Source organism: Nostoc sp. CMAA1605 (assembly GCF_021596505.1).
Lineage (GTDB): Bacteria > Cyanobacteriota > Cyanobacteriia > Cyanobacteriales > Nostocaceae > Trichormus.
Genome location: NZ_PJIZ01000033.1, coordinates 1 through 22,021, shown reverse-complemented (window position 1 = coordinate 22,021; position 22,021 = coordinate 1). Strand labels below are relative to the sequence as shown.

13 protein-coding genes and 1 pseudogene are annotated in these 22,021 nt (G+C 40.0%); 11 read left to right on the top strand and 3 right to left on the bottom strand.

Going from position 1 to position 22,021, the window contains the following annotated elements; all coding sequences use genetic code 11:
• The first annotated feature begins 133 nt into the window (after window positions 1-133).
• The 8 genes and pseudogenes from CV014_RS13470 (at window position 134) to CV014_RS13440 (ending at window position 16,252) form a co-directional block, all read left to right on the top strand.
• Complete coding sequence (locus tag CV014_RS13470) at window positions 134-1,009, top strand: Rpn family recombination-promoting nuclease/putative transposase (RefSeq protein WP_236142501.1); 876 nt, start codon at window positions 134-136, stop codon at window positions 1,007-1,009.
• A gap of 308 nt (window positions 1,010-1,317) precedes the next feature.
• Entirely contained in the window at window positions 1,318-2,658 is a 1,341-nt protein-coding gene (locus CV014_RS13465) for a TIGR03279 family radical SAM protein (protein WP_236142500.1), read from the top strand.
• A gap of 261 nt (window positions 2,659-2,919) precedes the next feature.
• Window positions 2,920-5,610 carry a glycoside hydrolase family 10 protein gene (locus CV014_RS13460; RefSeq protein WP_236142535.1) on the top strand — a complete coding sequence of 897 codons (2,691 nt, stop codon included), beginning with the start codon at window positions 2,920-2,922 and terminating at the stop codon, window positions 5,608-5,610.
• Window positions 5,611-5,982: 372 nt separating this feature from the next.
• Complete coding sequence (locus CV014_RS30410; protein ID WP_329608389.1) at window positions 5,983-7,131, top strand: PAS domain-containing protein; 1,149 nt, start codon at window positions 5,983-5,985, stop codon at window positions 7,129-7,131.
• Window positions 7,132-7,139: 8 nt separating this feature from the next.
• Window positions 7,140-10,869: pseudogene (locus CV014_RS13455) on the top strand (PAS domain S-box protein).
• Between the two features lie 12 nt (window positions 10,870-10,881).
• Window positions 10,882-12,093, top strand: coding sequence for an EAL domain-containing response regulator (locus tag CV014_RS13450; RefSeq protein WP_236142499.1), 1,212 nt, complete (start codon window positions 10,882-10,884; stop codon window positions 12,091-12,093).
• Window positions 12,094-12,248: 155 nt separating this feature from the next.
• A complete protein-coding gene (locus CV014_RS13445; protein ID WP_236142498.1) occupies window positions 12,249-13,430 on the top strand; it encodes a hybrid sensor histidine kinase/response regulator in 1,182 nt (393 codons plus the stop codon).
• Between the two features lie 464 nt (window positions 13,431-13,894).
• Complete coding sequence (locus CV014_RS13440) at window positions 13,895-16,252, top strand: NACHT domain-containing protein (protein WP_236142497.1); 2,358 nt, start codon at window positions 13,895-13,897, stop codon at window positions 16,250-16,252.
• Between the two features lie 218 nt (window positions 16,253-16,470).
• On the opposite strand, the gene CV014_RS13435 is transcribed toward CV014_RS13440, so the two are convergent.
• Window positions 16,471-17,682, bottom strand: a complete 1,212-nt coding sequence (locus CV014_RS13435) for an RNA-guided endonuclease InsQ/TnpB family protein (RefSeq protein ID WP_236142496.1) — start codon at window positions 17,680-17,682, stop codon at window positions 16,471-16,473.
• A gap of 21 nt (window positions 17,683-17,703) precedes the next feature.
• Between CV014_RS13435 and CV014_RS13430 the strand changes: the two genes are divergently transcribed.
• The 3 genes from CV014_RS13430 (at window position 17,704) to CV014_RS13420 (ending at window position 20,132) form a co-directional block, all read left to right on the top strand.
• Complete coding sequence (locus CV014_RS13430; protein WP_236142495.1) at window positions 17,704-18,033, top strand: hypothetical protein; 330 nt, start codon at window positions 17,704-17,706, stop codon at window positions 18,031-18,033.
• A gap of 238 nt (window positions 18,034-18,271) precedes the next feature.
• Complete coding sequence (locus tag CV014_RS13425; RefSeq protein ID WP_236142494.1) at window positions 18,272-19,609, top strand: PQQ-dependent sugar dehydrogenase; 1,338 nt, start codon at window positions 18,272-18,274, stop codon at window positions 19,607-19,609.
• 130 nt (window positions 19,610-19,739) lie between these two features.
• Window positions 19,740-20,132, top strand: a complete 393-nt coding sequence (locus CV014_RS13420) for a phosphomannose isomerase type II C-terminal cupin domain (protein WP_236142493.1) — start codon at window positions 19,740-19,742, stop codon at window positions 20,130-20,132.
• Window positions 20,133-20,390: 258 nt separating this feature from the next.
• Here CV014_RS13420 and CV014_RS13415 read toward each other — a convergent pair whose 3' ends face one another.
• A complete protein-coding gene (locus CV014_RS13415) occupies window positions 20,391-21,155 on the bottom strand; it encodes a HEAT repeat domain-containing protein (RefSeq protein ID WP_236142492.1) in 765 nt (254 codons plus the stop codon).
• Between the two features lie 243 nt (window positions 21,156-21,398).
• On the bottom strand, window positions 21,399-21,920 hold the full coding sequence (locus tag CV014_RS13410; protein ID WP_236142491.1) for a GNAT family N-acetyltransferase: 522 nt from the start codon (window positions 21,918-21,920) through the stop codon (window positions 21,399-21,401).
• Window positions 21,921-22,021 lie beyond the last annotated feature (101 nt).

Sequence of the window (22,021 nt, the reverse complement as noted above, 5' to 3'; positions counted from 1 at the left end):
ATATTTGACAATTGAGCGATATCTATAAAATTTCGCTCAAATTGAGGCAATTGCCTGGGATGATCAAAGTAGGCGATGCTGAAGATAGTCTACGCCTACCAATCATTCGAGATATCCTCAACGGCAATTATTCATGCGTCGAGATTCGATTTTCTACAAATTATTTCAACAATCCCCAACTTTATTATTTGAACTATTGACAGATCCGCCGGAAAATGCAGACAAATATAAATTTGACTCGGTAGCCGTTAAAGAACCCAAGTTTGAAATTGATGGGGTATTTTTACCGCCAGAAAATCAAAATCCAGGGACTGTTTATTTTTGTGAAGTCCAATTCCAAAAAGACGAAAAACTTTATGAAAGGGTATTTGCCGAATCTTCACTCTATTTCTACCGCAACCGTGACCGATTTAGTGATTGGCAAGCCGTAATTATTTATCCTTCCCGTAGTATTGAACAAAGTGATACTCGTCCCCATCGCACATTACTCAACGGCGACCAAGTACATCGCATATATTTAGATGAGTTGGGAGATATCCGTTCTTTACCTTTGTGGGTAGCGGTGATGGTATTAACCACATTAGACCCAGAACAAGCCCCATCACAAGCGCGGTATTTATTGACTAGAAGTCGTCAAGAAACTTCTGCGCCAGTCAGCAATGCGATAATTGAAATAATTACCACGATCATCGCTTATCGGTTTGAGCAACTAAGTCGAAGGGAGGTGGAGTCAATGTTAGACATCACACTGAAAGAAACACGAGTTTATCGAGAAATCAAGGAAGAAGGACTAGAGGAAGGACGAGAAGAGGGACGAGAAGAAGTGCGAGAAACAACTGCTAATATTATCAACCGGCAGTTAACAAAGCGATTTGGTGAACTTCCTCAACAAACAATTGCGTTGATTGCAGGTTTACCATTACCTGTTTTGGCACAATTGGGTGAAGCATGGCTGGATTTTACTAGTGTGGCTGACTTACAGGCTTGGTTGCAGGAGCGCACTAGTTAAGCTGAGAGACTTTCATTTCAGAAAATATTCCCTATTTAGGGTACGTCAGTGTAAAAGAGCCTATCTATCCCCAGAGATGATTCATACTGACGTACCCTACTCATTTTTTTAAAGCATAAAGCAACGAAGTATTAAACTCTGATTCCAAAATTTTTTCTCAAAGTTAAAAAACTGTAAATTAATAATCAGTAAGAAGTAAATAGTCAAATACAGATGCGATTAATCACGTATCTACAGTAGTCACCTGTGATTAAGACTACAGACTGTTGACTATGGACTATTGACTGTTGACTGTTGACTCATAAAATATGACCACTATTCGTCCAGCTAAAATTACTAAGGTATTACCAGATTCCATCGCAGCCGAAATTGGCTTTGAGGTGGGGGATGCGATCGCGGCTATCAATGGTACTCAACCCCGTGATTTAATTGATTATAAATTTCTCTGTGCAGATGAATTTTTAGAATTAGAAGTTTTAGATGCGTCTGGTAAAACCCATTATATTGAAATCGAAAAAGATTACGACGAAGACCTGGGACTAGAGTTTGAAACTGCGCTGTTTGATGGATTAATTCAGTGCAATAACCGTTGTCCATTTTGTTTTATCGACCAACAACCGCCAGGAAAACGTTCTAGCTTATACTTTAAAGACGATGATTATCGTTTAAGCTTTTTGTATGGTTCTTATTTAACCCTCACCAACTTACCGGAAAGGGAATGGCAAAGGATCGAGCAGATGCGGTTGTCTCCTTTGTATGTTTCCGTCCATGCTACAGAACCAGACATCAGAATTCGGCTGTTGAAAAATCAGCGTGCAGGACAAATTTTACAACAATTGCGCTGGTTTCAAAAAAGACGGTTGCAAATTCATGCTCAAGTTGTCGTCTGTCCAGGAATAAATGATGGTCAACACCTGGAACAAACCCTCCGGGATTTAGCGTCATTTTATACTGGTGAAGTGCCTACTGTGGCATCGGTGGCAGTCGTACCCGTAGGTTTGACGAGATTCCGTCCCCAAGAAGACGAACTCATTTCTGTAACTCCAGAAAAAGCTCAAGAAGTAATTGCCCAAGTGCAATCACTCACTAGAGAATTTCGCCAAAAATTTGGTTCTAATGTTGCTTGGTTAGCTGATGAATGGTTTTTGATTGCTGGGGCAGAATTACCCAGTGAATCAGATTATGAAGAGTATCCCCAAATCGATAACGGTGTGGGTTCAATTCGCTTATTTATTAAGCAATTTGAAATGGCAGCAGCAGAATTATTACCAGCTAAAATTTCACCTCAAAGAAAACTAACTTGGGTGGTTGGTAATGCGGTAGAAAAAGCCTTTAAACCAATCCTACAAAGTTTGAATAGTGTTGTAGGTTTAGATGTCAATATGCAGGCTCTATCTAGTGATTATTGGGGGCAAAGCATTAGTGTAACTGGCTTAATTACAGGGCATGACTTACTTTTAAAATTACAAGGGCAAGATTTAGGAGACGGAATTTTGCTACCTAATGTCATGCTTAAACATGGAGAATTGTTATTTTTAGATGACATGACTGTGGCAGAAGTAGAACAGAAATTAAATACCAAAATTCTTCCTGTGGCGGGAGTGGAAGAATTAATCAAGACCTGCATTAGTAATAGTGTGAGTATTTAGTTATTAAATCTCAGTCATTTTTCGGAGGTAAAGTATAGCTATTTTACCTCATAAATAAGGGATAAAGATTAATTAATTCGTGAGGGGTAAGTAGTGAAGAATCAGGGTTTAGGCAATAAAAAAAATCCAAAATTGTGCTTGCAAAATCATCGATTCTTCATTTTGACGGCTCAAGTTTTGCAGACAGGCAGAAGATATAAAAATATCGTAGTTGTGACCAGGAAAGATTCTATATCTGCTTTAAAATCTTGTTCCTTATCGATGAAGTTGCTGGTTGCTCCTGCTTTAGTGGTTGTTAACTGTTTAAACATTGTGCCGGTCAGGGCAACAGAGACATTGTCCCCTCAAACTCCACAGCCCCAAAACCAGCCTTTACAGTTAGCCGCAGCACCACCAGTCTTGAGTGTGGTACAAAGCCAAGAAAACTCGCAACATTGGGCAGGAATTACCAAACGCTTGCAAACAATTGGCGTACCATATTGTGTGTTGCCTTTATCTAGTGTCAAGAGTGCCGCAGATTGGGGCGATCGCAATGTGATATTCTTACCCAACATTGAAACCCTCACACCTACGCAAGCGATCGCCCTAGAAGCATGGGTCAACAAAGGCGGAAATATAATTGCAAGTGGCCCTGTAGGTAGTCTCTCAGCCCCTGGAGTGCGTCAGTTACTCAAAAATATCCTTGGTAGTTATTGGGGATTTAGTTTACAAGATAAACAGCAAATCAATCCACCCAAAACTCAACCGCCGACTTGGTTAAACCAAAAAGGAATTTTTGGTCAAGTGCATGGCGGTGTGTTACTTCCCAACGATGGTATTAGCAAAGTTGTCGCTGTTTGGAGTTTGCAAGATCGACCAGCCGCAGTAGTCGCAACGCAAAACTCTACCGTGTTTGGTTGGCGTTGGGGAACAGATGTAGCTTCTTCTTCAGAATTGGACACAGCTTGGCTGCAAGTTGCGCTGAATCGTCATATCTCTATCCCTACCAATAATCAAAACACTGCAACATCTGCTCCTAACTGTCCAACACCAATACCCAAGACGGCCTCCACTACTAGCAACACCAGCACAAACAAGGTAAATACTGTTGCTCCCAATAGACAAGATGAAGCCATAGACCAATTAGAACAAAGAGTCCGTTGGGATGTTGCGCCTAATTCCAATCAACCAATCAACGCCGACGAAGCTACAGCCCTACAACAACAACTAGAAAATCTAATTGGTCGAGTCGAAAGCGCGCATTTAGCAGCCTTAGCCAATGCGCCCCAACCTCATGAATCTCAGGCTCTCAAAGCCGAAGACACACAACTGAACACTGCCACATCCATACCTCAATCTAATACAGAGCAAGTATTAGCCCAAGCGAGAATAGTCGCTAATAATCTACCGCGCTTAATTGCCAATAAAAATTATGCCCTAGCTCGTCAACAATGGTTATTAGCCAGAAATAACTTGTGGAAACAGTTTCCCGTTGACCGCAGATTAGCACCAGCCGAAATTCGCGCTGTGTGGTTAGACAGGGGTACCATCGTCCGGGCAGGAAATGAACAAGGATTGAGCAAAATTTTCGATCGCTTGGCCCAATCTGGCATCAACACTGTTTTTTTTGAAGTTGTCAATGCTGGGTATCCCATTTATCCCAGCCAAGTCGCACCACAGCAAAACCCATTAGTTCGGGATTGGGACCCTTTGGCGGCGGGAGTCAAATTAGCTCATGAGCGAGGTATGGAGTTACACGCTTGGGTGTGGACTTTTGCGGCAGGTAATCAGCGTCATAATGAAATACTCAACATCAATTCTGATTACCCAGGGCCAGTGCTGGCGGCTCATCCTCAGTGGGCTAACTATGACCAACAGGGCAGATTAATTCCTCAAGGCCAAACCAAGCCCTTTTTCGACCCAGCTAATCCAGAAGTGCGGCAGTATTTACTCAAACTGTATGAGGAGATTGTCACCCGCTACAACGTCGATGGCTTGCAACTAGACTACATCCGCTACCCATTTCAAGACCCCAGCGCAGGCAGGACTTATGGCTATGGACAAGCGGCGAGAACGCAATTTCAAAAACTCACAGGGGTAGACCCAATTAGCATTACACCAGCCCAAACGCAATTGTGGCAGCAATGGACAACATTTCGGACTCAACAAGTAGATAGCTTTGTGACAGACGTATCACAAATGTTGCGCCAAAAGCGAAAGAACTTAATTTTATCGGTGGCTGTCTTTCCTCTCCCAGAAGCCGAACGGATTCAGAAGTTACAACAAAACTGGGAAGTTTGGGCGCGACGGGGAGATGTGGATTTAATTATTCCTATGACCTATGCCCAGGATACAGTCCGCTTTCAACAGCTAGCCCAACCTTGGATAGCCTCCAGTCAGTTAGGCTCTGCGTTGTTAATTCCAGGAATTCGCCTGTTATCTTTACCAACACTGGGCGCATTTGACCAACTACAATTGGTGAGGGATTTACCTGTTAGCGGCTATGCTCTGTTTGCTGCCGAAAATGTCAACAATGAATTACATAAGCTGTTTGTGAATACTCAAGGTAAATTGGGGGTGATTATTAATGAGCCAGTACCACATCGTGATCCTTTAAAATCTGCTTTAACTCGATATAGCAGTTTACAAAGGGAATGGCGTTTAGTTCTACATCAAGAAAAATTACAAATACCTCAAAACAGCATTTCCGAATTTCATAATCAAGCGGAAGTATTACAAAATGCTTTAACTCAAGTGGCAAATTCACCTTCTGCCAGTAAATTGCTAGTGGCTAAATCAACACTGGTGCGCTTTCAAGCGCAATTTCGGGTATGGATGCGCCAGCAAAATCTTCATAATACTTATCAATGTAAAACTTGGGAAAACCGTTTGGCGACAATAGAAAGATTGTTGCGTTACAGCGAGAGGCGGTTGGATGTAACATCTCAAAAGAGTATCAACAAAAGGGAATAATACCAATTTGGGATTTGGGATTTTGGATGAAAAGCCTACATTCTTAGCCGATTCCAGAATCTCGAAACAATACTACCTATCCCAATTCGGTATCATTGGCTAGTACGTTGCTATCAATGTTGATGAACTTTCTCATGTACGTATTTCTCGCGTTGAAATTTAGCGATCGCCAGATCATAAATCCATACACCATCAACTACATAGCAATTTCATTCATTTAGATTTGTGAGCCACAATCATTGTATTTCTTTATCAGAAATTTACAGTATATATACGCCGGATATTATCATTTATTTAGCCTCAAAATAGATATGATACCTAAAGACCATACTTTAGAAAAATAGATTCAGATACTAGCTATATTCACGATCCATGCCCTCCTTACCTCAGTTTTTCTGGTTAAGATGCTTAGAACCAATTATTAATCGTTCACCCACGCAGGTTGAACCAGAAACACTAGTCTCAGAAGTAATCGCACTTATGGCTAAGGGCGGTTCTGATATCTTCGTATTGACCAATTCAAAGGTTATAGGGTGGTTATCAACACAACATATAGTCAAACTGATGGCATTAGGGATTGACTTAACGACTACCAAAATCTCTGATGTCATGCAGCAACCAGCAGATATCACCATTGAAGTTAAACAATTACTAGATATTCAGACAGTTATCTCTCAGATCAGTCAATGTCAATCAAGTTGCTTGCTAGTCGTAGATGAACTAGGTGAATGCGTCGGCACAGTATCACAGGCAAGTATTTTGCAAGCTTTGGCCACAGCAGTCGATATTCCGCAGCCAGCCGCAATATTAAAATTGAGAAAATCATCCCAATACAAATTACGCAAACATGGATGCAGGCGTAAATCCCGAAGAGTCAAACATTTTGGTCAGCCGCCAACCATCGCCATAAATCGCCCCAACATCACCGAATTAAAGTCAACTAAAAATATCAATAAAACAATTTATTGGGAACGCAATCTCATCAACAATCAAATCTACTTTTTGAATACGATTGTCACAGAGAGTGCATCAGAGGCAATTGAGACAGTTGACTGGGATGAAGTTCTTTCCCTAGTGCATCCCCATGACCGAGAAAAAGTTGAACTAGCCAATCAATCAGCAATAGCCAATCTCAGTTCCTTTGAAATTGAACATCGTTTACTGGTATTAGGAGAAACATCCGGCTATAAATGGGTATTAGCTAGGGGGACAGTGCTAATAAATAGAGCAGGTCAACCCACAAGGATGATTGGAGTCACAATGGAGATTGATCATCAAAGAAAAGTGCAGGATTATTTACAAAAAACCAACCAAGAGCTAGAAGTAGAACTATCACAACGGGCGATCGCTCTTCAACAAAAAAATGAACAACTGTTAGCAGAACAAATCGCCCTCGCCAACATTGAAGAACGTTTTCGGTTTCTGACAGAATCCATCCCCCAACAGGTCTGGATTGCTCAACCAGACGGCTCTCTAGAATATGTCAACCAACGCACTCTAGACTTTTTGGCACCACTGTAGAGGAATTAATGGGTTGGGGGTGGGAAAAATTCGTCCATCCTGATGACTTAGCAACTTGTTTAGCCACTTGGCATCATTCCCTAACTACAGGTAGTATTTACGAACAAGAATTTCGGCTATTGGCTGCTGATTCCAAGAGTTATCGTTGGCACTTAGCCCGTGGTGTACCCTTCAAAAATCAACAAGGTGAAATCATCAACTGGTTCGGTACTAACACCGATATAGATGAGCAGAAGCACATTGAAGAAACTCTTGCCCACAAAGTTCTACTTGCAGATTTTCGAGCCAAAGTAGACACTGTGCTGTCTCGGAGTTCTACTTTATCTGAGATGATGCGTGGCTGCACAGAAGCCATAGTCGAAAATCTCCAGGCTGCCTTTGCCCGCATTTGGATACTCAACAAAACAGAAAATGTTCTGGAATTGCAAGTTAGTTCCGGGATGTATACCCACATTGATGGGGTGCATGGACGTATTCCCATAGGTCAACTCAAAATTGGTCTGATAGCCCAGTCAGGTCAACCGCAAATCAGCAACGCTGTACAGACAGACCCCCTAGTCAGAGATCAAGATTGGGCTAGAGCAGAGGGAATAGTGGCGTTTGCTGGCTATCCCTTGATTGTAGAAGAGGAAACCGTAGGAGTCATCGCTATGTTTTCTCGTCACCAACTCAGCTCATCTACCTTGGAAATTTTGGGAATTACAGCCCATGAAATTGCCCTTGGCATCAAACGCAAACAAACAGAAGTAGCTTTACAAGAAAGTGAAGAGCGATTTCGCAACTTGGTTGAGGCTAGCAGTGATTGGGTGTGGGAAGTGGACGAAAACATTCGATACGTTTATGTCAGTCCCAAAGTTAGAGATATTTTAGGTTACGAACCAGAGGAAGTAATTGGTAAAACTCCATTAGAACTCATGCCACCTGAAGAAGCTGAACGAGTGTTCAGTGTCTTTGCCCCAATTGCCGCAGCCCAACAACCATTTAAGTGTCTGGAAAACACTAACTTGCATAAAGATGGTCATTTAGTAATTCTCGAAACTAGTGGTGTACCTGTATTTAATTGTGGTGGTAAATTTTGTGGCTACCGAGGCATTGATCGAGATATTACAGCCCGTAAACAAGCCAAAGCCAAACTAAGGGAAACACAAGCACGACTCCAGGCGATTTTGGATAATTCTCCCGCCGTCATTTATTTACTAGATACCCAAAATAGATTTTTGCTGATTAACCAGCAATATGAAAGACTCTTTCAGATTACTCAACAAGAAATTATCGGTAAAAGCATATATGAGGTGTGGAATGCTGAGATTGCCGACAGTTTAGCAGTTAATAACCACTGGGTAATTACTCATGACACTCCCATTGAAGTTGAAGAAGCAGTACCTCATGAAGATGGCTTACACACTTACATTTCTGTCAAGTTTCCTTTAAGGGATAGCAATGGCGTTCCCTACGCTGTATGTGGTATATCTACAGACATCACAGACCGCAAACGCGCTGAAAATAAATTGCGTCAAAGTGAAGAATATTTCCGCCTGTTGATCGAAAGTATTAAAGATTATGCAATTTATCGGCTTGATTCCCAAGGGAGAGTCATGAGTTGGAACTCAGGAGCAGAGTGCATCACTGGCTATCAAACTAGCGACATTGTGGGACAGAACTTTGCTCGCTTTTTTCCACTGGAAACAATAGCGGAATATTCACCACAGCAGCAGTTAGACATAGCCGCAAGTCAGGGAAGGTGTGAGTGTGAAAGAGTTTTTGTCCGTAAAGACGGCTCATACTTTTGGGCAAACTGCATCTTAACACCATTACGGGATGCGGCGGGTAATTTGCGGGGTTTTTCTAAAGTCACTCGCGACATTACAGAACGTAAATTAGCGGAAGAGTCTTTATTGCGCTTTCAAAAAGCTATAGAAAGCACCAGCGACGCTGTTGTGATTACAGATGAGCAGGGTAAGAGTATTTATGTTAACCCTGCTTTTGTGGGTTTATACGGCTATAATTTAGAAGAATTAGAAAGAATTGGGGGGGTATGGGTGATTTCCCAACAGCCTCAAGATAGCCAGAAAATACTGACTGCGATTCATCGGGGTCAATCTTGGCGGGGTGAAGTAGCTATGCGATCAGGCACAGGTAACATCTTGCAAATTGACCTCCGTATTGATGCAATTAAAGATACTAAAGGTAAAATTTTCGGCACAGTATGTATTCATACTGATATTACTAAGCGTCAACAAGTGGAAGAAGGTTTAAGACTGCGTGATCGAGCGATCGCGGCTAGCAGCAATGGGATTATTATTGCTGATGCTAGTATTGCCAACGGGCCAATCATTTATGTAAATCCTGCCTTTGAGAAAATGACTGGCTATTCATCGGAGGAAGTTATAGGACAAAATTTCCGCTTATTTTATAGCCCAGATATTAATCAGCCAGGATGCCAAGAACTTCATAGTTTCATGCAAGCAGGAAAAGCCGGCACTGTCATCTTGCAACACTACCGTAAAAACGGCAGCTTATTTTGGAGTGAGTTAAATGTTTCCCCTGTTTACGACCAAAATGACAGACTTACCCACTACATTGGCATTCAAACCGATATCACTGAACGCCAACAGGCACAAACAGCATTACTAGTGAGTCAACAAAGATTACAATACTTACTCACATCTAGTCCTGCTGTTATCTATGCCAGTAGGACAGTCGGTGACTTTGGCTGTCTATTTATCAGTGAAAATATCAAAACTCTTCTGGGTTATGAGGCCAAACAATTCACTGAAGATTCTAGCTTTTGGTTAAGTCGTATTCATCCTGAAGATGCACCAAAAGTATTTGATCATCTTGTCGATGTTCTAGAAAAACGGCAATATAAGCTAGAATATCGCTTTTTACATCAAGATGGATCTTACCGTTGGCTATATGATCAAGGCAAAGTAGTCTGGGACGACACGCAAAAGCCAGTGGAACTTGTGGGCTACATGGCAGATATTACAGACCGCAAACAATTAGAACAAGAACTAACTGTAGCACTAGAGAAAGAAAAAGAACTGAGTGAACTCAAGTCTCGCTTTGTTTCCATGACTTCCCATGAGTTTCGTACACCTTTGAGTATAATTTTGTCTTCCTCAGAGTTACTAGAACACTATCATCAAAAATTGTCTCCCGAAAAACAACTAACCCATCTCCAGCGTATCCAGACGGCTGTGAAGCGGATGACAGAAATGTTGGATGATGTTTTGATCATTGGTAAGGCAGAAGCGGGAAAACTAGAATTCATACCCCAAGTATTTGATTTAGTCGCCTACTGTCGTAACTTAGTGGCAGAAACGCAAACCCGTCTCAGACTCAAGAACCAGCAAATTAATTTTACTAGTCATGAGGAAACTATAGAATGTTGCATGGATGATAAATTATTAACACATATTCTCAATAACTTACTATCTAATGCCATCAAATATTCCCATGAAAATAGTCATGTTGAATTTATATTAAAAACTGAAAATGAGCAAGCAATTTTTGAAATTCAAGATTCAGGCATTGGTATCCCTCCAGAAGATATTCCCCAATTATTTGAGTCGTTTCATCGCGCCAAAAATGTAGGTAATATCCCCGGAAACGGGATTAGGATTAGCGATTGTGAAAAAGTGTATAGACCTGCATCAAGGTGAAATTTTTGTGAAAAGTGCGCTAGGAATTGGTACAGTATTTACTGTTAAAATATCATTAAATAATCAAATATAAAATGAGGGAATAATGATAAAAATTTTAGTCATTGAAGATGAAGAATTGGTACGGGAAAATATCTTAGATTTGCTGGCGGCTGAAGATTTTGAAACTGTCTCTGCCCCCAATGGCAGAATAGGTATCAACTTGGCGATCGCAGAATTTCCCGATCTAATTTTGTGCGACATGATGATGCCAGAAGTGGATGGATACGGCGTGTTAACTGCATTACGCCAAGAACCATTAACAGCAGCAATTCCTTTTATTTTTTTGACAGCAAAATCAGCGAAAGCTGATTTTCGGCAGGGTATGGACATGGGTGCAGATGATTATCTCACCAAGCCCTTTACGCGTGCCGAATTGCTCAGTGCAGTCATGAATCGCCTAGAAAGACAAGCAACCTTAAAAACCTACTTTAGTAATCAAAACTCTCATCAAAGTACCTCTCCACAAAATCAGTTAGTAACTGTGAGTTTACATCAAGTAGTTAAACAACAGAAGTTTCAAGAATTTGAGGTACATTATCAACCTATAGTCGATATTATCTCCGGTAAAATTATTGCGGCTGAAGGTTTATTACGCTGGCAAAGTCCTGAATTGGGTTTCGTTTCACCTACAGAGTTTATTCCCTTAGCTGAATCTACAGGGTTAATTATTACAATCGGTCAGTGGGTAGTAGAAAATGTTTGCCAACAACTTAAAAGTTGGCATGATTTAGGTCTGGACTACTTAACTACTAGTGTCAACCTATCGGCAATAGAATTTAATCGTCCAGATTTGATCAAAAGCATAACTCAAGTTTTAGAAAAGCATAATTTAGATCCTAAATATTTAGAGTTGGAACTAACTGAAAGCATGATCATGCAGGATTTAAATAATGCGATTTTCACTATTAATGAGTTGCAATCTCTAGGAGTCAGAATTGCTATCGATGACTTCGGCACAGGTTATTCTTCTCTTTTTTACCTGAAAAACCTCCCCGTTAACACCTTAAAAATCGACCGTTATTTCATTCACAATGTGGCTGAGGATGTGCAGAAATCAGCAATTACTAAGGCTTTGATTGAAATGGCACACAATATGAATATGCAAGTGATTGCTGAAGGTGTAGAAACAGAAGCAGAATTAGCTTTTTTACGGGATAATGCCTGTGATGCTATGCAAGGATTTTTATTTAGCCGAGCTTTACCACTAATGGAATTTGAGAAATTCTTATCGAACAGAAAGCACTTGTCAGTATAAAAAGTTGGGCTGGCTATCAATAGCATCTGGCTCAAATCTGCTGGTAAATAGACTATTTAATCAAAAGAAGCAAAGCAACTAATCTTTACTTCTTTGAAAACCCCATTAATTTTTTAATAATTAAATTTTAATTAAATATAGTATGTGCTAAAAATATGGACAAAATTTTAGTAATTGAAGATGATATCAATGTTCGAGATAATATTTTAGACTTACTTGCAGGTGAAGGCTATAAATTATTATCCGCAGAAAATGGGCGCATTGGCTGGCAATTAGCTCAGGTGGAAATGCCAGATTTAATCATTTGTGATGTCACAATGCCAGAGTTAGATGGATATGGAGTCTTAAAGTTATTGCGTCAAAATCCCACGACAGCAACGACTCCTTTCATGTTCTTGACGGCTAAATCTGACAAAACAGATTTCCGCCAAGGAATGGAGATGGGTGCAGATGACTATCTCATCAAGCCATTTACCAGAGGAGAGTTATTAGCGGCGATCGCTTGTAGGTTAGCAAAACAAAATACCATTCATCAAGAAACTCAAAAAAAATTAGATAATTTACGTAACAGTATTGCTTTATCTTTACCCCATGAAATGCGAACACCCCTGAACGGGATTTTGGGATTTTCACAAATCCTCATGGATGAAAGTGATTATCTGGATGCACATTCAGTCCGAGAGATGGCGGAATCTATATATTTCTCTGGGGAACGATTATTGAGACTAATTCAGAACTTTTTACTGTATGCAGAATTAGAAATTGTATCCACTAACCCGCAGCAATTACAAGCATTGCAAAGTAAAACTACAAAATTTCCCTCACTATCATTGTTGAATATCATCACTGAAAAAGCTCAAGAAGTAGGGAGAGCAGGTGATTTACAGATAGATTTGTATCCTTGTTGTGTCAAGATTTCAGCCGAGAAGATTGCTAAAATCGTCGAGGAGTTAATTGATAATGCTTTAAAATTTTCTCCGGCCGGAACTTTAATCCAGGTTAAAAGTAAAGTCATCAATAATATGTTGGTGTTATCTTTTATGGATTTAGGTCGAGGAATGACTGTAGCGCAAATTGCAGAACTAGGAGCTTATCGACAATTTGAACGCAAGCTTTATGAGCAACAAGGCTCAGGATTAGGGTTAACCATTGTGAAGCGATTAGTACAATTACATGGTGGTCAACTTAAAATCCACAGTCAACCCCATCAACTCACCTTGGTAGAAGTCATTTTACCTTGTCGCGAAGAAGAGCATTATCATCAAAAAGCCTTACTAGTTGAACAAACTACTCATAATACCGAAGATTGCAAAAGTAAAATGATGGTTAGCGATTAAAATAATTGTAGTTTTTTTGAGTCCGTACCTATGCTATAAATTAATAATAAGTGTATCTAAACACAATAAAATAAATAATTTTACTGAGATAATTTCTGCTGATGCCAAAAACCGAACATTGACATTATAGGAGAGTATTGCAGAGTAAAATTTTTTGCTAAGAAAGAATGGGAGCCATTATGCTCAAGGTTACTGAAGAGATTTATTTCATTTTTAGAAAAATTTCTCAAAAATATGCTAAAGGAATAAATGTCAGTTTAATAAAAGCTTCGGCATTGCTCAATTTGCAATTGCTTGTATAAGCAATGCCCTAAGCTAGTTGGGTATGTAGATTTGGCTGACTCGAATACTATTATCTAGAACCAGTGTTTGCAATCATGTTCGGCTTAAGTACAACTTAACGTATAAGTTGTATGCGTTGTATTTTTACTGGGAATTAATTAGCGTATTTTGGTAACAAGGTAATGGCAAAGCGATCGCTACAAGCATCGGATGAAGGAATTAGAAAGGCTAAACAGGCTTTTAAGCGCAAAGGATGGACACAAGAATACCTAGCTGCTGAGGTAGGTTTAGAAACACGTCAACCCATTTGGAAGTTTTTTACAGGCAAACCCATTGATCGTCATGTCTTCCATGATATCTGTTGTGTTTTGGATCTAGACACATCGGATATTGCCCAAAATATTGTCATAGATGAGGCGATAGAGCCAGAAACTGAGAGCAATAGCTCCATAGAGCCTAATCAGAGTATCTTAGATATAGATGTCTTAGTAAAAAGATTGCGCTCTATCCATGATGAAAGAATTCAAGCGCAGTGTGGAACTTTGCATCTTTTAGATATTGCCAAACCCATCAACCTCAACGATATATATATTGATGTCAATATTTCTGAGGAAATCAGCAGCTACAGATGGCTGAACATGACTGATTTGCAACATCCAGAATCTTATGAAAAGAAGGGTTTTGCCATCAATCGAGGATCTCAATCACGGATTTCTGGATTAGATGCTGTGCAGAAATACTCGAAAATGTTGGTATTTGGTAAACCTGGTTCCGGCAAGACGACATTTCTACAATCATTAGCGATTATTTGCAATCGCGGTTTTTTTCAACCTAATTATTTACCGATTTTTATTAACTTAAAAAACTTTACAGAAGACACTAGAGAATATAGCCAACTCAGTTTATTCAATTACATATACGAATATTTTGTCAATTTTGATGTTGCTGATGCTGAATTAACGACTGTTTTGGATGAAGGTAAAGCTCTAATTTTATTAGATGGATTAGATGAGATTATTGGAGAAGATGCAGACATTATCATTAATAAGATTCGGATCTTCATCGAGAAATTCTATAAAAATCAGATAATCATTACTTGCCGTTTTGCTTACCACCTGAAATTTCGTGGCTTTACAGAAGTAGAGATTGCCGATTTCAATAAAAATCAAATTGCTGCTTTTGCTCAGAGATGGTTTTTGGCATTTGCGAAAAATTCACCAGTACAAGCACAGGTATTAGCAAACAAGTTTATGCAAAAACTGCTACTAGCAGAAAATGCTCAAATTCTAGAATTAGCTAGCACACCTATATTATTAAATCTCACTTGCTTGGTTTTTCAATCAAGAGAAGATTTCCCCACTGATCACTCACAACTTTATAAACAAGCATTAGATTTGTTGCTAGTGCGCTGGGATGAAAGTCGAGGGATTAAACGAGATCGAGTTTATCGTAAATTGTGTTTAGCAGATAAAATTAAATTGCTTTGTCACATTGCTAGCGTCAGTTTCCGCCAAGGTAGTCACTTTATTAGTGCGACTAGACTACAGCAAATTATTGCGGCTTACCTGGCTAGTTTACCAAATGCTACTCAAGACACCTATGCTTTAGAAATTGAAAGCAAGTCTATAGTCAGAGCGATTGAAATTCAGCATGGGCTATTAATTGAAAGAGCTAGAGACATTTATTCCTTTTCACATCTGAGTTTTCAAGAATATTTTACTGCTAGAGATATTGTTGCTAACATCAACAATCAGGCTTTGGAAGAATTAGTCTGTCATTTATATGAACCACGCTGGCGAGAAGTCTTTTTGTTGAGCATAGGAATGTTAAATAATGCAGATGATTTACTGCTATTGATTAAATCAAAAATTGACGAATTATCCCAAAAAAATCGGAAATTACATGATTTTCTGCAATGGATCAAACAGAAATCAGATCAGGTAACTACTATTTACCACTGTGCCAGTGTACGTGCTTTCTATTTTACGATTTCTTTACCGCCAGAACATCCTTTAGCGGGTAATCAAGATTTAGCAATATCTTTAGATCGTCAGTTGGCTAGTAGTTTAAATGGAGACTTAGCTATAGATTTAGCTTTAACTCATGCTTTAGCTGTGAGTCTCACCATGACGGCAGAGATTTTTGCTCAAAGAATAGGAACTTTAAAGTTAGCTCTCGATTTAAAATATTTACTTAATAACCAAGCATCTTGGCAAACCTTACTACAAGAAATTACTAATAAGTTACCACGCTCCCATCAGGATAGAAAGATATTGAATTCATGGTGGAGAAATCATGGCAGAGACTGGACAGAAGAACTGCGATCGCTCATGATGACTCATCGCCAAATTGGTTATGATTGGCAATTTAATCAGCAAGATTTACAGTATTTACAGCATTATTGGAATGCGAATAAACTCTTGTTAGATTGCCTCAAAGCAGCACTTAATATTAACTATGATGTCAAGAATTATCTAGAAAAAAGTTTATTTTCTCAGGATAATTTTAAAATAGAGAAACCTATTTTAGATATATTATGAATAACCAAATCAAGATTCTAACTAGTTTTTTGATTGTCGTATTGGGTTTATTTGTGAAAACCCCAGTAATTGCTCAAGAAATATACATTGATAGTAATTGTAAGCAAAACCAACGATTAGAAGAATCTGATAGATTTACGCTTACTTACAAAGCTGAATTTCAAACTCAAGGGAAAACCTATTGGTTGTATTCAGGTCAATATTTGACACTCTCACCGCTAACCGCAAAGCGGTGTAGCGGGAGATTCTTGCTTCTCAGAAACACGCTTTTTGGCACAAGTACCAACGAGTCTTACTGTTTCTCCGCAAGCTTGAATTTCTGTGTGTCCCACAGTATTTGTTTCTAGCATTCTTATCCCTTCTGCTCTTAAGTTCCGTGAAGCATTTTCATCTCTGTCATGGGTTGTTTGGCAACCTGAACAAATCCACTCACGGATACTTAAATTCAGCAAATCATTCTTTTGACCGCAGCATGAACAAAGCTTTGAACTGGGAAAGAATCTATCAACTTGAACAAATTTACCTCCCTCTCTTTCCAGTTTGTAGCTGATGAAATTAAGCAGCATACCAAAACCAGCATCATGTATTGACTTGGCTAATTTGGTACGTGCTAATCCCTTGATACAAAGGTTCTCAGCTACTATGACTTGGTTATCGTCAACTACCTTTCGTGAGAGTTTATGGAGAAAATCTTGTCTAGTGTTTGATATTTTTTCGTGAACCTTAGCAACTACTTTAATTGCTTTACGTCTATTATTAGATCCTTTGACTTTACGAGATAAAGCCTTTTGTCTAATTCGCAGTCGTTTTGCATACTTAAGCGTGGGTTTGATTGGGTCAACCTTATAATAAGTTTCGCCATCAAACACAGTTATTAAACTGGTTAATCCTAAATCAATTCCTGATATTTTACCTTCCTTAGTGTTTGTTAAATCTTTTGTCTCAAATAAGATTGCAGCAAAATATTTACCTGTACTTGTTTTGGAAACAGTTACAGATTTAATCTTGCCATTAACACTCTTTGAAAGACTAGCTTTAACGATGCCAAGCTTAGGTAGTTTTAAGCCACCATTCTTAATTGAACAACTTTCAGGGAATCGGATTGACTGTTTAGAGTGCTTGCTTTTGAATTTTGGGAATCCAGTACGTTTGGCAAAAAAGTTTTTAAACGCAGATTCTAAATTCTTGAGTGATTGTTGTAGAACGGCAGCAGTTGGTTCTTGTAACCATTCATAATCAGATAGTTTCTTCAACTGAGTAAGGTCTTTAGCCATTTGGCAGTAAGTCATACCTTTACCCGTTTCTTCATATTGAGTATTAGTCTTATTGAGGTAGAAATTCCAAACAAAGCGGGAACATCCAAAGCTTTTAGCCAAGGATGTTTCTTGCTCTTTGTTTGGGTAAATTCTGACCTTCAGTACGTCTAACATCAATATACTTTTGAGAAACTTATGAGGCAGTGTGGTCTTCTCTGCGAGACGCTACGCGAAGGGGGTTTCCCCCATGTAGCTTGCTTCCCCGCAGGGGTACAACTACCGATAGATGGTTCTCCCGTTGTTTGTATTTCTCGACCAGGATTTAGAGAAGCAAAACCAGTAAATTTACAACAACTACAATCTGGTTATGTGGATAGAATTAGTAAAGATCCACGCAACAGAACTGCCTTTCTTGTCACCATCCGTTATGGGAATGGATCTAATTTACCGACTACTCAATATCGACTCAATTTATCTGCACCGAATCAACCACGACTCACTATACTGAGGTCGTGGAAATCTTAGGGACTTCCAATTTAAAAAATATACTATCACTATGTAGGCAGAGGGGCAGGGAGCAGGGAGCAGGGGGAAAAATCACGATGTCTTCTCGGAGAAATGGGATAATTTATTTTCTGGAAGTACCTTAGTTGAAGTGTGTATTGAGTTGACTGCTTATCTGCTCAAGATAGACCTTTTGAAAGGTGACAATAACTAGAACTAAATTCTAAATTCAAAAGGTTGTGTATTTATTTTTACTGTTATGAAATTCGCCAGTTTCTTGCTGCTGAGTAGCTTATTACTCACAGCAGGCTGTAATCAAACTCGCGCAACTTCTGATAACCCTACATCTTCAGCATCTCCTCCGGCGGCGCAGCTAACCCAAAATCCTGCACAGGCGAAAAATTTTATTGTCACAGAGACATTTTCACCCCAACCCATCCGCATCAATGTGGGAAATTTACCTGCACCTTTTGCGACAGACAGTGTGGCTAAACCGCCACAAGTTGTACAGATTCCCGAAAGGCCGGTTCTCAAAGTCCCGTCAGGGTTTAGAGTCAATGTTTTTGCAGATAGTTTAAATGCACCCCGTTGGCTAGCTTTAACCCCTAGCGGTGATGTCTTGGTGACAGAAACTCGACAAAACCGCATTCGGCTATTGCGTGATACTGATGGTGATGGTGTGGCTGATGTTAGTCAGACCTTTGCGAATGCTTCTAATGGTTTGAATATTCCCTTTGGTATGGCTTTTGCGGGTAACTCCTTCTTTTTGGGTAATACTGATGCAGTTTTAAAATTTTCTTACAACCAAGGACAACAGCAATTAACTGGGAGTGGCGAAAAAATCGCTGATTTACCTGGAGGCGGTTACAATCAGCATTGGACAAGAAATGTTGTAGCTGCGCCGGATGGAAAAAAACTCTATGTTTCTGTAGGATCGCGTTCTAACGTTGATGAAGAGGAATTACCACGCGCTTCCGTACAGGTGATGAACTTAGATGGTTCAGAACAAAAAACTTTTGCTTTTGGTTTACGTAACCCAGTCGGTTTAGATTTTCACCCCACCACCAAGGAACTTCATACCACAGTCAATGAACGAGATGGGATTGGAGATGATTTAGTCCCAGATTATCTGACACGCATTCGTCAAGGAGAATTTTACGGCTGGCCTTATACTTACTTGCAACCCAGTAAACTTGACCCACGACAAACAACCAACGGTAAAAGTAAACGTCCAGATTTAGCAGAACGTACTCGTACACCTGATGTATTATTTCAATCCCACTCAGCCGCATTAGGGTTGCAATTTTACGATGGCAAAACTTTCCCCCAAAAGTATCGCAATGGTGCGTTTGTAGCTTTTCGAGGTTCGTGGAATCGCGATCGCGGTACAGGTTATAAGATTGTCTTTGTTCCCTTTAATACCCAAGGTAGACCACAAGGTTACTATGAAGACTTTCTCACAGGATTTTTGCTTGACTCTACTATTCCCAGCACTTGGGGAAGACCTGTAGGATTATTGGTCTTACCAGATGGTAGTTTATTAGTGACGGAAGAAGCGAATAATCGGATTTATCGGATTCAGTATACAGGTAGTTGACTTTTGACTGTTGACTAATGACTAATGACTAATGACTATGGATAATATTTGTGGATTGGTCTTTGTTTTATCTGGTTTAAATGAGATTGCTTGAAAACAGTAATATTCTTTTAGTGAAAAACTTTTGTTTATGACTCAGAATGAAGATAATGCTCAGTTAAATTCCTCACACTCAGGCACACGTTATTGGGGTAACGTGGAAGTCATCGAAGAGGGAGAAAGCTATAGAATTAGTCGCATTGAAATTAAGCCCAGACACGGTATTAAACCACAAATTCACTATCACCGCAATGAACACTGGGTTGTAGTCTCTGGTGTAGCTAAAGTGACTTGTGGCGATGAGGAAATATTACTAGGTCGTAATCAATCAACCTATGTACCAGCAGCCACACTGCACAAGGTAGACAATCCAGGTTCTATTCCATTAGTAATTCTGGAAATTCAAAACGGTGAATATTTGGGTGAAGATGATACAGAACGCCCCTATGATCTCAATTTGGTCAAACCTGTAGCTGATCATTAAACCAATTCGCAATTCGCAATTCGCAATTCGCAATGGACTTGTCTCCGAGACGCTACGCGTAGCTTGCTTCCACGGAGGGGTACGTCCCGCTACGCTAACGCAATTACTTGTTGTAACGGGGATTTCAATCCCGCCACAACACTTGCGGCTTGATAGAAGCCGGGGACTTAAACCCCCTAAATTTTGTTTTATTAAAAGGGATTGGAAAGGCGAAATGTAAAAGATAAAATTATTTTTGCCTTTTTCCTTTTACCCTTTCTAAAACCACCCTTCCTGTTCTAAGGTTTCAATTAGTTGTAAGCCACGGGGGTCGCCTACGCCTAAGAGTGAGGCTTTAGCGTCTTCACGTACTCCTAAGTCCTTGTCCTCGGCAAAGGACTGAATTAAGGCATCGATCGCAGCAGCATAAACTACATTAGAAGGTAATTCTTTACACAATTGCCCAATTGTCCAAGCACAGTTACTTCTAACGGCGGCGATTGGGTCTTGAAATAAGGCTTCAATCAGGGGAGGTATCGCGCCAATTACTGCTTCGTAGCCGACTCCGGCCATTTGTGCTAAAGCACTAGCAGACCACAGGCGCACAGCAGAAATGTCAGTTCTTAAAGCATCAGCCAGGGGTGCTAAACAACGGCGATCGCGACAATTTCCTAAAGCCCAAACCACACCTTTACGGACATAGCCATTCCAGTCTCGATTTAGCTGATTAATCAAAGGTTCTACCGCTTCGGTGCTGGGATTACGTCCAATACCATAAGCCGCACTCACTCGCACTAATGGGCAAGTGTCGGACAACAACTTGATGAGATAGGGAGTAGCCCGTGGATCTTCGATATCACAAAAAGCGCGGGCTGCTAGCATCCGTTGTTGGGGTTGGGGATTATCCAGCAGTGCCAACATTTCGTCTGGGTCAGGTTTTGGCAATTCTGACTCAGCCGTAATGGGTTCTAATTTATCTAGGGGACTTTCTAAATCTTCCTCGATATCGAATTCGAGTATACTTAGTTCTTCTTCGTCATACATAATTACTTGTAGATGCCAGAGTGGTAGTTAGACAAACACTCCAGGCTAATTTATTAAAGCTTTATTTTTATGAGTTAAATTATTGTACACTTTATCAACCATCTCATATGCAGTGGATTGGGGATTGGGAATGGGGAATAGGGCATAGGGCATAGGGCATAGGGCATAGGGCATGGGAAGCAGGGGGAGAAAAACTAATGACTAATGACTAATGACTAATGACTATTGACTATTGACTAATGACTATTGACTATCTAATTGCTTTAACATCCAGAGGGATTGGGTTTGATAGCCTAAGTGATTGTAGAGATTTAGGGCGGGTTGGTTGGATTGAAAGACTTGCAGTCCGATTTGGCGATCGCCTCTTTGGATTGCCCAATTTTCTACGTAGCGCATCAAGGCTGTACCGACACCCCGTCGGCGATATTCTGGGACGACGTACAGTAAAAAAATATGGGGATGGCGGATACCAGTAACTTGATCTACGGCGTTTCCTACCCACAGACAAGCAACGGGAGATAGTGAGGATGATGTGAGTTCTGTTTCCTGGTTCTCCTGTGTTTCTAATCCCTCGTTCACAAAATCCACCCACCAAAGGGGAGTATCTTTAGAAAAATATTGCTCAACAGTTTTAGCTAGATGAGCAAAATCTTGTTGTGGATATAGGTCTTGGTAGGTACGCTGCATAAATTTTACTAGCAGCGATCGCTCTAATGTCGAACCGCGACGAATATAATAGCCCGGCAATAATAATTCAAAATTCAAAATTTTAGTTAATAGTCAATAGTCAATGGTCAATAGTCAATAGTCAATAGTCAATAGTCAATAGTCATTAAACTCATTACTCATTACTCATTACTCATTAC